Below are 12,494 nucleotides of genomic sequence, written 5' to 3' on the forward strand. Positions count from 1 at the left end.
TCTAGGAGCCGCAGCAATGAAGGTCTTGGTCCCTGTCAAGCGCGTGGTGGACTACAACGTGAAGGTCCGCGTGAAGTCGGACAACACGGGTGTGGACATCGCCAACGTGAAGATGAGCATGAACCCCTTTGACGAAATCGCCGTCGAAGAGGCCGTGCGCCTGAAAGAAAAAGGCCTGGTGACCGAAGTCATCGCTGTCTCGTGTGGCGTGGCCCAGTGCCAGGAAACCCTGCGCACTGCCATGGCCATTGGCGCCGACCGCGCCATCCTGGTGGAAACCGACGTCGAACTGCAGCCTCTGGCCGTGGCCAAGCTCCTGAAGGCCCTGGTGGACAAGGAGCAGCCCTCCCTCATCATCCTGGGCAAGCAGGCCATCGACGACGACGCCAACCAGACCGGCCAGATGCTGGCGGCTCTGGCCGACCTGCCCCAGGCCACGTTCGCCAACAAGGTGGAACTGTCGGCCGACAAGGTCAACGTGACCCGCGAAGTGGACGGCGGCCTGGAAACCCTGGCCTTGACCCTGCCTGCGGTCATCACGACCGACTTGCGCCTGAACGAGCCCCGCTACGTCACCTTGCCCAACATCATGAAGGCCAAGAAGAAGCAGCTCGATACCGTCAAGCCCGAAGACCTCGGCGTGGACGTGGCTCCGCGCCTGAAGACCCTGAAGGTCACCGAGCCCGCCAAGCGTGGCGCGGGCGTGAAGGTGGCCGACGTGGCCGCCCTGGTCGAGAAACTCAAGAACGAAGCGAAGGTGATCTAAATGTCGGTACTCGTTATTGCTGAACACGACAACGCGTCCATCAAGGGCGCCACCCTGAACACCGTGACCGCCGCCGTGGCCTGCGGTGGCGACGTGCACGTGCTGGTCGCCGGCCACAATGCAGGCGCTGCCGCAGCCGCCGCGGGCCAGATCGCTGGCGTCGCCAAGGTCATCCATGCAGACGCGCCCGGCCTGGAGCATGGCCTGGCGGAAAACGTCGCCGCGCAAGTCCTGGCCATCGCCTCGAACTACAGCCACATCCTGTTCCCCGCCACCGCCAGCGGCAAGAACGTGGCGCCCCGCGTGGCCGCCAAGCTCGACGTGGCCCAGATCAGCGACATCACCAAGGTGGTCGCCGCCGACACCTTCGAGCGCCCCATCTACGCGGGCAACGCCATCGCCACCGTGCAAAGCGCCGACAGCGTGAAGATCATCACCGTGCGCACCACCGGCTTTGACGCCGCAGCCGCCACCGGCGGCTCTGCCGCCGTCGAAACCGCTGCTGCTACCGCTGATGCCGGCAAGAGCACCTTCGTGGGCAGTGAAATCGCCAAGAGCGACCGCCCCGAACTGACCGCCGCCAAGATCATCGTCTCTGGTGGCCGGGCGCTGGGCAGCAAGGAAAAGTTCGACGAAGTGATGACCCCGCTGGCCGACAAGCTGGGTGCCGCCCTGGGCGCCAGCCGCGCCGCGGTGGACGCGGGCTACGCCCCGAACGACTGGCAAGTGGGCCAGACCGGCAAGATCGTGGCGCCGCAGCTGTACATCGCCGCCGGCATCTCGGGAGCCATCCAGCATTTGGCGGGCATGAAGGACTCCAAGGTGATCGTGGCGATCAACAAGGACCCCGAGGCACCGATCTTCAGCGTGGCCGACTACGGCCTGGAAGCCGACCTGTTCACGGCCGTGCCAGAGCTGGTCAAGGCCCTGTAAGAACGCCACCGTGCACACAAAGGCATCGCTCGCGATGCCTTTTTTTTGACGAAATTCCCCGGAGACACCCATGAGCTACACCGCCCCCCTCAAGGACATGCTGTTCGCCATCGAGCACCTGGCCAACATTGAACAGATCGCGCAGATCCCCGGCTTTGAAGACGCAGGCCTGGACACGGCCGCCGCCGTGCTGGAAGAGTGCGCCAAGTTCAACGAAGGGGTGCTGTCTCCGCTCAATTTCGAAGGCGACAAGAACCCGTCGAGCTGGAAAGACGGTGTCGTCACCACCACCCCCGGCTTCAAGGAAGCCTTCCGCCAGTACGGCGAAGGCGGCTGGCAGGGGTTGCAGCATCCGGCCGACTTTGGTGGCCAGGGCCTGCCCAAGACCATCGGCGCGGCCTGCATCGAGATGACCAACAGCGCCAACATGAGCTTCGCGCTGTGCCCGCTGCTCACCGACGGGGCCATCGAGGCGCTGCTCACGGCCGGCAGTGACGAGCTCAAGGCCACCTACCTTGAAAAGCTGGTGACGGGCGAATGGACTGGCACCATGAACCTGACCGAACCCCAGGCGGGCTCGGACCTGGCCCTTGTGCGCACACGCGCCGAACCCCAGCCCGACGGCACCTACAAGATCTTCGGCACCAAGATCTTCATCACCTATGGTGAACATGACATGGCCGAGAACATCGTGCACCTAGTGCTGGCACGGGTGGCGGGCGCGCCCGATGGCGTGAAGGGCATCAGCCTGTTCGTGGTGCCCAAGTTCATGATCAACCAGGACGGCACCCTGGGCGCGCGCAACGACGCGCACTGCGTGAGCATCGAGCACAAGCTGGGCATCAAGGCATCGCCCACGGCGGTGCTGCAGTTCGGCGACCACGGCGGTGCGGTGGGCTACCTGGTGGGCCAGGAAAACCGGGGCCTCGAATACATGTTCATCATGATGAACGCAGCCCGCTACGCCGTGGGCATGCAGGGCATCGCGATCTCCGAGCGCGCCTACCAGAAGGCCGTTCAGTACGCCAAGGACCGCGTGCAAAGCCGCCCCGTGGACGGCAGCATCAACGCCAGCGCCGCCATCATTCACCATCCCGATGTGAAGCGCATGCTCATGACCATGCGCGCCACCGTGGAGGGCTGCCGCGCCATGGCCACCGTGGCCGCTGCTGCGTTCGATGCCGCTCACCACCACCCCGATGCCGAGACGCGCAAGCAGAACCAGGCGTTCTACGAATTCATGGTGCCGCTGGTCAAGGGCTACAGCACCGAGACCAGCCTGGAGGTGACCAGCCTGGGCGTGCAAGTGCATGGCGGCATGGGTTTCATCGAAGAAACCGGTGCGGCGCAGTACTACCGCGACGCCAAGATCCTGACCATCTACGAAGGCACCACCGCCATCCAGGCGAATGACCTCGTGGGCCGCAAGACGGCACGCGATGGGGGCCAGGTGGCCAAGGGCATCGCCGCGCAGATCGAGACCACCGAAGGCGAGCTGCTGGCCAGCGGCACCCCGGCCGCACTGGCCGTGGCCAGGCGCCTGACGGCCGCGCGCAAGGCGCTGCTCGACGTGATCGACTTCGTGGCGGGTGGCACCAAGGCCCAGCCCAACGCCGTGTTCGCGGGCAGCGTGCCCTACCTGATGCTGGCAGGCAACGTGGTGGCGGGCTGGCAGCTGGCGCGCAGCCTGCTGGTGGCGCAGGACCTGTTGCACAAGGGACAGGACGAAGCCTTCATGCGCGCAAAAATCACCACGGCCCAGTTCTATGCCGAGCACATCCTGGTGAAGGCACCGGGGCTGCGCGACAGCATCGTGGACGGCGCCGCCAGCGTGACCGAACTGGCGCTAGACGCCTTTTGAAGGTTGAGCGTGTTGTGAGGAGACTGACTGCCCGCAGAGCGGGCAGCTCATTGATATAAAAATGATAGCTGCTAGCGCTTGATGAATAAGCGCTAGAGCCCTATTTCATCCAAAAACCTGTTCAGGAAGTTGTTGCCATGTCCAAACTGCCTCCCGTGTTGCAAAACCTGTCGCTCCCCGTCATCGGCTCGCCGCTGTTCATCATCAGCAACCCCAAGCTCGTGATCGAGCAGTGCAAGGCGGGTGTGGTGGGCTCCATGCCCGCGCTCAACGCCCGCCCCGCCGAACTGCTCGATGAATGGCTGGCCGAGATCACCGAGACGCTGGCCGCCTACAACAAGGCCCATCCCGACAAGCCGGCCGCGCCCTTCGCCATCAACCAGATCGTGCACAAGAGCAATGACCGGCTGGAGCACGACATGCAGGTGTGCGCCAAGTACAAGGTGCCTATCATCATCACCAGCCTGGGCGCGCGCGAGGATGTGAACCAGGCCGTGCACGCCTGGGGCGGCGTGGTGCTGCACGACATCATCAACAACAAGTTTGCCCACAAGGCGATTGAAAAGGGCGCCGACGGCCTGATCGCCGTGGCCGCCGGTGCGGGTGGCCATGCGGGCGTGAAGAGCCCGTTCGCGCTGATCCAGGAGATCCGCCAGTGGTTCGACGGCCCCATCGCGCTCAGCGGCTCCATCGCCAGCGGCGACGCGGTACTGGCGGCGCAGGCCATGGGCGCGGACTTCGGCTACATCGGCTCGGCCTTCATCGCCACGCACGAGGCCCGCGCCAGCGATGACTACAAGATGGCCATCGTGGAAGGCAGCTCGGACGACATCGTCTACAGCAACCTGTTCACCGGCGTGCACGGCAACTACCTGGCGCCGTCGATCCGCGCGGCGGGCATGGACCCCGACAACCTGCCCGAATCGGACCCGAGCAAGATGAACTTCGGCGGCGACGCGAAGAAGGCCTGGAAGGACATCTGGGGCTGCGGCCAGGGCATTGGCGCGATCAATGCGGTGACCAGCACCGCCGAGCTGGTGGCACGGCTGCGCGCGGAGTACGAGGCTGCCCGGGCGCGCCTGAAGCTCTGATCCCCGGCGAGGCCTGCCTTGTGCGCCCGCAGCGTGCCATGCGCTGCGGGCGCAGCCGTTTGTGCGGCCCCGTGGGGCGGGTGTGGGCTGGTCGCGACAGGGCAAACCCTCAATGGACGGCAGCGCATGCCGTGGACAATGATGATGATTAATAACCAGATGGGTGCCACATCGTGTGGCGCCGTCCGTCATCGTCGCGGGGAAGGTGCCATGCTTCGTTCATGTTTGCTGGGGCTGATGCTGGCCCTCTGTGCCAGCCAGGGGGCGCACGCCCGCAATGAGGGCGTGACCGGCGACGAGATCCGCCTGGGCGCGTCCGCCGTGCTCTCCGGGCCGCTCGGCGCTCAGACCGCGCAGTATGGGGAAGGGTCGCGGCTGATGTTCGACGCCGTGAACGCGCAGGGTGGCGTGCACGGCCGCATGATCCGCTACACCACGCTGGACGACGGCTTCGACACCCAGAAAGCCGTGGAGAACACGCGCCAGCTGCTGGAGAACGACAAGGTCTTCATGATCTACAACAGCACGGGCACGGCGCAGACGGCGGCCATCCTGCCCCTGGTCAAGGAACACCGCACGCTGCTGTTCGGGCCGGTCACGGGGGCCTCGGCGTTTCGGGAAACCTTGAATCCCTATGTCTTTCACGTGCGGGCCGGCTACGCCAGCGAGGCCGGCAAGATCGTCTCGCAGCTGCGCCACCAGGGCATCAGCCGCGTGGCGGTGTTCTACCAGGACGACGGCCTGGGCAAGACGCTGCTGGCCGAGCTCAAGAAAGCCTCCGAGGAGGAAAAGCTCGCCTTCGTCGCCGAGATCAAGGTCGACCCCAAGCAGCCCGACTTCGCGGCCGCCGCGCAGGCCACCGACAAGGCACAGCCCCAGGCCGTCATCGTGGCGACGGCGGGCACCACGTTCACCAGCTACATCAAGGCGGTGCAGTCCACGGCGGCGCGGCCCGCGTACTACGGGTTTTCCGTGGCCAGCATGGACGTGATCCACCGCGAGCTCAAGGACAAGGCGCGCGGCATCATCCTGGCGCAGATCATGCCCTCGCTGCGCAGCACCACGGTGCCCGTGGTGGCCGAGTACCTGGCCCTTCTGCGCGCCAAGTCACCAAGCGCCCAGCCGTCGGCCTCGCAGTTCGAGGGCTTCGTGCACGCCCGGCTGCTGGTGGAGGGCCTGCGCCGCACCGGGCGCAACCTGAGCACGGAGTCCTTCATCAAGACCATGGAGGATGCGGGCGATATCTCGTTCGGGCGCTTCAACGTCAAGTATTCGCCCAGGAGCCACAACGGCTCCACCTATGTGGAGCTGGCCATCGTGGATGCCGAGGGCAGCTTGCGGTATTGATCCCATATCTGGGGCGCAGCGCGCCCGCCTCCAGGGGGAAGCCGCCCGTGCTGCGGGCGGGCCACGGCGCCCTGGCAGCGGGCCTGGGCGCGTGTCACAGCCCGTAGGTCAGCTCCCGCGCCTTGCCCCAGAACACCCGGTACATGAAGACCGTGTAGACGATGATGGCCGGCAGCGTGATGGCCACCCCGATGCCGATCACCGCGAGGGACTCCGGCGCGCTGGCGGCTTGCCACACCGTGAGGCGGTCGATCACGATGTACGGATAGATGCTGTAGGCCAGCCCGAAAAAGGCCAGCACGAAGATCAGCACCGTGGCCGCGAACACGATCCAGCCATAGCCCGCCTCGACCACGCGGGGCGTGGCCAGCACGTGGCGGATGGCGAAGAAGGCGGCCACGCAGGCCAGCGGTATCGGCAGCAGGGCGAACAGTTCGGGCAGCACGAACCACTTGGCGAACACCGTGTGGCTGACCAGCGGCGTGGCCAGCGAGATGCCCATGAGCGCAAACCCCATGGGCCACAGGGCCCCCTGGCCCCAGCGGGCAGCCTTGCGCTGCAATGCGCCGTCGGTTTTCATGAGAAGCCAGCCGGCGCCGAGCATGGCGTAGGCCGCGGGCAGGGTGATGGCGATGCCCGTGGAAAACAGCAGGCCCCAGGTGTCGTTCTGGAAGCCGGTGACATAGGCGCCCAGCATCCAGCCCTGGGCCAGGGTGGTGACCAGCGAGCCCGCGGCAAACAGGCGGTTCCAGGCCGTCTTGTGCGAATCGCGGGCCTTCACGCGGAAGTCGAACGCCACCCCCCGCAGGATCAGGCCCACCAGCATCACGGCCACGGGCAGGTACAGGGCGGACAGCACCACGCCGTGGGCCATCGGAAAGCAGATCAGCAGCACGCCCACCCCCAGCACCAGCCAGGTTTCATTGGCGTCCCAGAACGGGCCGATGCTCGACACCATGACGTCCTTTTCCGCATCGCTCGCGAAGGGCAGCAGGATGCCCACCCCGAGGTCATAGCCGTCCAGGATCACGTAGGCGAGCAGCGCCAGGCCCATGATGGCCATGAACGCCAGGGGCAGGGTGTGGGCCAGGGTCATTTCCATGGTGTCCTCCTTACAGCGGATGGGGTGGCGCGGCGGGCGGCGCCACGGCGGGAACCGGCATGGCCGAGTGCTCCGCCATGTACTTGATCACCCCGACGTAGGCCGCGAGCAGCAGCACGTACACGGTGAGGTAGGCGGCCAGGGTGGAGGCCACCATGGCCGGAGGATGCGCCGCCACGGCGTCGGCGGTCTTGAACAGGCCATAGACCAGGTAGGGCTGGCGGCCGATCTCGGTCACGTACCAGCCGGCCAGGGTGGCCACCCAGCCGGAGAACGTCATGCCCACCAGCGCGTACAGCATGGGCCGGGGCAGGGTGGCCAGGTCGTGCCTGCGGCGGCGGTACAGCACGACAGCACCCGCCCAGGCGACCGCGAGCATCAGCATGCCCACGCCGACCATCACGCGGAACGCCCAGAACACCGGCGCCACGGGGGGATGGGCGCCAGCAAACTCGTTCAGGCCCTTGAGCTCGGCATCGATGTCGTGCGCCAGGATCAGGCTCGCCGCCTTGGGGATCTGGAGGGCGTAGTCGGTGCGGCCTTCCTTTTCGTTGGGCAGCCCGAACAGCGTGAGGGGCGCGCCCCGCTCGGTGTGCCAGATGCCTTCGATCGCCGCGATCTTCGCGGGCTGGTGCTCCAGCGTGTTCAGGCCGTGCATGTCGCCCATGAGGATCTGCAGCGGGATCGCCATGGCGACGGCGGCGACGGCGGTTCGCAGGGCCTTGCGGGTGCCTTCGGTGGCCGTGCCCTTGACGAGCTGCCAGGCGCTCACCCCGGCGATGAGAAAGCCCGCGGTCAGGGCCGACGCCAGCAGCTTGTGGCCCAGCCGGTAGGGGAAGGAGGGGTTGAAGACGATCGCCAGCCAGTCCACCGCGTGGAACTTGCCGTCGATGATTTCGTAGCCCACGGGGGTCTGCATCCAGGAATTCAGGCTCAGGATCCAGAACGCCGACAGCGTGGTGCCAAACGCCACCATGAGTGTCGCGACGAGGTGCATGCGCTCGGACACGCGGCCCCGGCCGAACAGCATGATGCCCAGGAAGGTGGCCTCCAGGAAAAAGGCCGTGAGCACCTCGTAGCCCAGCAGGGGCCCGGCGATGTTGCCCACGTGCTCCATGTAGCCCGGCCAGTTGGTGCCGAACTGAAAGCTCATCGTGATGCCCGAGACCACGCCCATGGCAAAGGTCAGCGCGAACACCTTGGTCCAGAAATAGTAGGCCTGCTCCCAGCCCGGCGCGGCCGGTGTGCCGCGCGTGGCCGAGTGGCGCAAGCGGAAGAACACCAGGAACCAGCACAGCGCGATGGTGATGGTGGGAAACAGGATGTGAAAGCTGATGTTGGCGGCGAACTGGATCCGCGACAGCATGAAGGTGTCCATGGTTTCAGGCTCCCTGGTGGTTGCTCTTGCCCTTGGCGGGGCCGCCCTTGCCGGTCAGCCGGTCCTTGAATTCGAGCACGCGGGTGACGGCGGTGCCCATGCCCATGAGCTGCATCGCCGTCTCGGGCGCGAGGCGCTGCACGTCGTCGAACCAGGTCATGAGCCGGTCGATCAGTTCGTGCATGTCGCGCATGCGCTCCTGGGCATGGCGCTCTTCGTCCGATCCGGGCTCCTCGAGCAGCGCCATGCGCAGCATCGACAGCGTGGGCTCGATCTCGCGGCGGCGGCGCTCCTCGGCCAGCACGCGAAAAATCTCCCACACGTCCTTGGGCGCCTCGAAGTACTCGCGCCGGTCGCCGGGCTGGTGGCTCAACTTGACCAGGCGCCAGGCCTGCAGCTCCTTGAGGCCCATGCTCACGTTGGAGCGCGAGAACTCCAGCGTCTCGGCGATCTCGTCCGCGTTGAGCGGGCGCGGTGACAGGAAGATGAGCGCATACATCTGGCCCACGGTGCGGTTGATCCCCCACCGGCTGCCCATCTCGCCAAAGTGGGCGACGAACTGGCGGTTCAGGGGTGGCAGATGATTGATGTAGGTCATGGACATCGATTGTGCCTCATTTCCTGAATTTTCAGTAAATACTGAAAATTCAGGAAATTGTGGACTGAAGGGCTGGGTTATCCGGCAAGACACCTGGGCGACCAGCATCGAATCCGAAGGACGGCGACAATAGAGGGTTTTGGGCTGTGTTCCTGTAGGCGCACGGCTTGCCCACTACCTGCCGCAGCATGTCCTCTTCCCTTTCCCGCACGCCCGTCATCGACATGGCCAAAGGCCTGGCATGCATCGCTATCGTCTGGCACCACCTGGCCTTCTACGGGCCCATGTCGGACATCGCGCAGCCCCTGGCTCCGGGGCTCATCGCCTGGCTGTACGACTACGGCCGCATGGCGGTGCAGGTGTTCCTGGTGCTTGGCGGCTACCTGGCCGCCGCCAGCCTGGCGCCGCAGGGCGTGCCGCGCTTCGACCACGCAGGCCACGCGATCGCCAGGCGCTTCGTGCGGCTGGTGGTGCCCTATGCCGTGGCGCTGCTGCTGACGGTGGTGGTGGCCGCGCTGGTGCGGCCGTGGATGGAGCACGCTTCCGTGCCGGACGAGCCCACCCTGGCGCAGCTGCTGGCCAACGCGCTGCTGCTGCAGGACATCGTCGGCGAGAGCGCGCTTTCCGCGGGCGTCTGGTACGTGGCCATCGACTTTCAGCTGTTCGCGGTGAGCGTGCTGGCATGGGCCGGAGCGCGCGCGTTGCCTGGCGCCTGGGCCCGGCGGCATGCGGCGTGGCTGGCGCAGGGCGCGATCGTGGCGGGCGTGGCCCTGTCGCTGTGGGTGTTCAACCGCATGCCCGAGCTGGACATGTGGGCCGTGTATTTCTTCGGCGCGTACGGGCTGGGCATGCTGGCCTACTGGGCCGTGCGGGCGCGCCAGGCGTGGGGCTGGCTCGCCGCGATGGTGCTGCTCGGGGGCGTTGCGCTGGCCATTGACCACCGTGGCCGCATCCTGGTGGCCCTGGTGACGGCGCTGTGCCTGGTGGCCGCCCTGCGCTCTGAAGGCGTGCGGTCATGGCGCGGGGTGGGGCCGCTGGTGCAGCTCGGGCAGATGTCGTACTCGGTGTTCCTGGTGCACTTCGCGGTGTGCCTGCTCGTGAACGCGGTGGTCAGCCACCTGTGGCCCGCATCGCCGGTGCCCAACGCGCTGGGCATGCTGCTGGCGTTCGTGCTGTCGCTGGCGGCGGGGCGGCAGCTGTATCTGCGCGTGGAGCGCCACGTGCCCTCCTGGACCACGGCCTTGCGCTGGCAGATGGGGCTGGTGGGGGCGGGCATGCTGGTGGCGGTATCCAGCAACTGGGCATGAGGCAGGAACAGGTTCTGAGGGCCGCAGCAAACCCCTGAGGTGCCGCGCGGCGGCACCTGGCGCAATCAGCCTCGCAGCTTGCGTTCCCGGCGCTTGCGCTGGCGGTCGAGGAACCAGGCCATGAAGGGCAGGATCAGCATCGATCCAGGAATCACCCAGATGAAAAGGTAGGGGCTGACGGAAGACGCCGACCGCATCACATCGCGCAGGTGCGTGCGTTCGTCGGCGGTCCAGTTGCCCTGGCGGCGCTGCTGCACCAGCCACACCACCGAGCCCTTCATCGTGGCCATCTCGCGCTTGAGGCGGCTTTTCTCGCGGCTGTTGCCGGCCAGGAACGAGCAGAACCATTCCGGCGCGCGCTCCATCCGCCTTTGAAAGGCGACGGTCGAGTCCGGGTCGAACGTTTCGATGAGCGGGTTGTCGGGGGGTGGAGGCGGGCTGGTCATGGCGGATGCCATTGTCACTGCATGTGGCGGTGGCACCAAGCGTGGTGCCGCCAGGCGACGTTTCGTCGCGCGGTCAGCGGTGGAGTTCGCCCGCGCTTTCGGGCTGGTACAGAAGGTCCTTCACCCGCACCGTCATCGACTTGCCGCCCGGGCCGGGCCAGGCGAGTTCGTCGCCCACGGACAGGCCCAGCAGGGCGCTGCCCACGGGCGCGAAAATCGAGATCCGGTCCGCGCTGCCGTCCATGTCGCGGGGGTAGACGAGCGTCAGGCAGAACTCCTTTCCCGTCTCCATGATCGAGAACTGCACGGTGGAGTTCATCGTGACCACGTGCGGCGGGATTTCTTCCGGGGCCACCACGTCGGCGCGGTCCAGCTCCGCCTGCAGCTCGGCCTTGCCCGGAAAGACGCTGGCCGGAATGGCTGCCAGAAGGGCCTCGATGCGGTCAACGTCCAGGGACGACAGGATGATCTGGGGCTTGCGCGCCATGGCGGTACCTCGGTGGTGTGTTGCAAAGCGCGGGACTGTAGACCATCGCCAATCTCGCACTGCCGCGCACGGTCATTCGGGGCGGCCCCACGGCGGCCCGCCCGCTTCCCCCGGTGGGGACGGCGCTGGGGGCCCGGAGGGTCAATCCCCCTGGATGTTGCGCGCCTTGATCAGCGCTCCAAACCGTGTGCTGTCGATGGATGCACGGGCGTTGAAGTCGGCGGGGGACATCGGTGCGGGAACGCCTCCGAGTGCCGCGATGCGCTCCTTCACGGCCGGCGTGGCCAGCACCTTGTTGATCTCGCGGTTCAGGCGGCTGACCACCTCGGGCGGCGTGCCAGCCGGGGCGTAGAAGCCGAACCAGGTGTCGGCATCGAAGCCCTTGAGGCCCACCTCTTCGAGCGTGGGCACGTCCGGGAACAGCGGCGAGCGCCTGGAGCTGCCCACCGCCAGCAGCTTGAGCTTGCCCGCCTTCACGTGCTGCAGGCCGATGCCGGGGTCGAACATGAAGTCCACCTGCCCGCCCAGCAGGTCCTGCATGGCGGGGGCTGCGCCGCGATAGGGCACATGCACCGCGAACACGTTGGCCTGGGCCTTGAGCATCTCGGCCGCCAGGTGCGGCGAGCTGCCGTTGCCCGGCGTGCCGAAGGTCAGCTTGCCGGGGTTGGCCTTGAGGTACTTCAGGAACTCCTGGATGTTGTTGACCGGCAGCGTGGGCCGGACCTCCAGGAACACCAGCACCCGCGCCGCGGCGGCCACCGGGACCAGGTCCTTGGCGGGGTCGAACGGCATCTTGGGGTACAGGTGCGGGTTGACCGACACCATGCCGCCCGAGCTCATGAGCAGGGTGTAGCCGTCCGCCGGCGACTTGGCCACGGCTTCGCCGCCGATGTTGCCGCCGGCGCCGCCCCGGTTCTCCACCACCACGGGCTGCCCGAGCGCGGCCTGCAGCGGCACCGTGACCGCGCGGGCGATCTGGTCCGCAGCGCCGCCCGCCGGGAAATTGACCACCACCTTGATGGGTTTGCCGGGCCAGGTGTCTGCGCGTGCCGCGGCGGGCAGCAGCAGCAGGCTGGACGCGGCGCCGGTCAGGGCTAGCGCGCCCAGCAGGCGGCGCGTGGTGCGAGGGGGAAATGAATGCATGCTTGTCTCCAGGTGTGGCCCGGGCGTGCCGGGTC

The 12,494-nt window shown here is 66.9% G+C and carries 12 protein-coding genes; 6 read left to right on the top strand and 6 right to left on the bottom strand.

Going from position 1 to position 12,494, the window contains the following annotated elements; translation table 11 throughout:
* The first annotated feature begins 16 nt into the window (after positions 1–16).
* From AC07OD_RS00430 to AC07OD_RS00450, 5 genes are all read left to right on the top strand, one after another.
* The gene (locus AC07OD_RS00430) at positions 17–766 is read left to right on the top strand and encodes an electron transfer flavoprotein subunit beta/FixA family protein (protein WP_494594556.1); all 750 of its coding nucleotides are present in this window, start codon (positions 17–19) and stop codon (positions 764–766) included.
* Entirely contained in the window at positions 767–1,699 is a 933-nt protein-coding gene (locus tag AC07OD_RS00435) for an electron transfer flavoprotein subunit alpha/FixB family protein (RefSeq protein ID WP_494594558.1), read from the top strand.
* Positions 1,700–1,769: 70 nt separating this feature from the next.
* On the top strand, positions 1,770–3,560 hold the full coding sequence (locus tag AC07OD_RS00440) for an acyl-CoA dehydrogenase (protein ID WP_494594560.1): 1,791 nt from the start codon (positions 1,770–1,772) through the stop codon (positions 3,558–3,560).
* Between the two features lie 137 nt (positions 3,561–3,697).
* Positions 3,698–4,651: an NAD(P)H-dependent flavin oxidoreductase gene (locus AC07OD_RS00445; protein ID WP_218293913.1), complete on the top strand. Its 954-nt coding sequence runs from the start codon at positions 3,698–3,700 to the stop codon at positions 4,649–4,651.
* Positions 4,652–4,861: 210 nt separating this feature from the next.
* The gene (locus tag AC07OD_RS00450) at positions 4,862–5,998 is read left to right on the top strand and encodes an ABC transporter substrate-binding protein (protein ID WP_218293914.1); all 1,137 of its coding nucleotides are present in this window, start codon (positions 4,862–4,864) and stop codon (positions 5,996–5,998) included.
* Between the two features lie 94 nt (positions 5,999–6,092).
* On the opposite strand, the gene AC07OD_RS00455 is transcribed toward AC07OD_RS00450, so the two are convergent.
* Genes AC07OD_RS00455 through AC07OD_RS00465 form a run of 3 tightly spaced genes read right to left on the bottom strand, consistent with a single transcriptional unit; the run spans position 6,093 to position 9,076 of the window.
* Entirely contained in the window at positions 6,093–7,094 is a 1,002-nt protein-coding gene (locus AC07OD_RS00455) for a cytochrome d ubiquinol oxidase subunit II (RefSeq protein ID WP_370628452.1), read from the bottom strand.
* Positions 7,095–7,110: 16 nt separating this feature from the next.
* Positions 7,111–8,478, bottom strand: a complete 1,368-nt coding sequence (locus AC07OD_RS00460; RefSeq protein ID WP_492254886.1) for a cytochrome ubiquinol oxidase subunit I — start codon at positions 8,476–8,478, stop codon at positions 7,111–7,113.
* Positions 8,479–8,482: 4 nt separating this feature from the next.
* Positions 8,483–9,076, bottom strand: coding sequence for a GbsR/MarR family transcriptional regulator (locus AC07OD_RS00465; RefSeq protein WP_369641917.1), 594 nt, complete (start codon positions 9,074–9,076; stop codon positions 8,483–8,485).
* A 188-nt stretch (positions 9,077–9,264) separates the two neighbouring features.
* Between AC07OD_RS00465 and AC07OD_RS00470 the strand changes: the two genes are divergently transcribed.
* On the top strand, positions 9,265–10,383 hold the full coding sequence (locus tag AC07OD_RS00470; protein WP_494594563.1) for an acyltransferase family protein: 1,119 nt from the start codon (positions 9,265–9,267) through the stop codon (positions 10,381–10,383).
* 65 nt (positions 10,384–10,448) lie between these two features.
* Here AC07OD_RS00470 and AC07OD_RS00475 read toward each other — a convergent pair whose 3' ends face one another.
* The 3 genes from AC07OD_RS00475 to AC07OD_RS00485 form a co-directional block, all read right to left on the bottom strand.
* Positions 10,449–10,829 (bottom strand): hypothetical protein, encoded by a 381-nt coding sequence (locus tag AC07OD_RS00475; protein WP_218293919.1) that lies wholly within the window; start codon positions 10,827–10,829, stop codon positions 10,449–10,451.
* 73 nt (positions 10,830–10,902) lie between these two features.
* A complete protein-coding gene (rnk, locus tag AC07OD_RS00480) occupies positions 10,903–11,316 on the bottom strand; it encodes a nucleoside diphosphate kinase regulator (RefSeq protein WP_494594565.1) in 414 nt (137 codons plus the stop codon).
* Between the two features lie 141 nt (positions 11,317–11,457).
* Positions 11,458–12,459, bottom strand: a complete 1,002-nt coding sequence (locus AC07OD_RS00485) for a Bug family tripartite tricarboxylate transporter substrate binding protein (RefSeq protein ID WP_494594567.1) — start codon at positions 12,457–12,459, stop codon at positions 11,458–11,460.
* Positions 12,460–12,494: the final 35 nt, after the last annotated feature.

Source organism: Acidovorax sp. GW821-FHT10E03, from assembly GCF_059415205.1.

Bases quoted from the DNA above. Each gene is read 5' to 3' on its own strand.
- AC07OD_RS00445 (WP_218293913.1), top strand. From the start codon at position 3,698: ATGTCCAAACTGCCTCCCGTGTTGCAAAACCTGTCGCTCCCCGTCATC.
- AC07OD_RS00455 (WP_370628452.1), bottom strand. From the start codon at position 7,094: ATGACCCTGGCCCACACCCTGCCCCTGGCGTTCATGGCCATCATGGGC.
- AC07OD_RS00470 (WP_494594563.1), top strand. From the start codon at position 9,265: ATGTCCTCTTCCCTTTCCCGCACGCCCGTCATCGACATGGCCAAAGGC.
- rnk (WP_494594565.1), bottom strand. From the start codon at position 11,316: ATGGCGCGCAAGCCCCAGATCATCCTGTCGTCCCTGGACGTTGACCGC.
- AC07OD_RS00485 (WP_494594567.1), bottom strand. From the start codon at position 12,459: ATGCATTCATTTCCCCCTCGCACCACGCGCCGCCTGCTGGGCGCGCTA.
- AC07OD_RS00475 (WP_218293919.1), bottom strand. From the start codon at position 10,829: ATGACCAGCCCGCCTCCACCCCCCGACAACCCGCTCATCGAAACGTTC.
- AC07OD_RS00435 (WP_494594558.1), top strand. From the start codon at position 767: ATGTCGGTACTCGTTATTGCTGAACACGACAACGCGTCCATCAAGGGC.
- AC07OD_RS00460 (WP_492254886.1), bottom strand. From the start codon at position 8,478: ATGGACACCTTCATGCTGTCGCGGATCCAGTTCGCCGCCAACATCAGC.
- AC07OD_RS00430 (WP_494594556.1), top strand. From the start codon at position 17: ATGAAGGTCTTGGTCCCTGTCAAGCGCGTGGTGGACTACAACGTGAAG.
- AC07OD_RS00440 (WP_494594560.1), top strand. From the start codon at position 1,770: ATGAGCTACACCGCCCCCCTCAAGGACATGCTGTTCGCCATCGAGCAC.
- AC07OD_RS00465 (WP_369641917.1), bottom strand. From the start codon at position 9,076: ATGACCTACATCAATCATCTGCCACCCCTGAACCGCCAGTTCGTCGCC.
- AC07OD_RS00450 (WP_218293914.1), top strand. From the start codon at position 4,862: ATGCTTCGTTCATGTTTGCTGGGGCTGATGCTGGCCCTCTGTGCCAGC.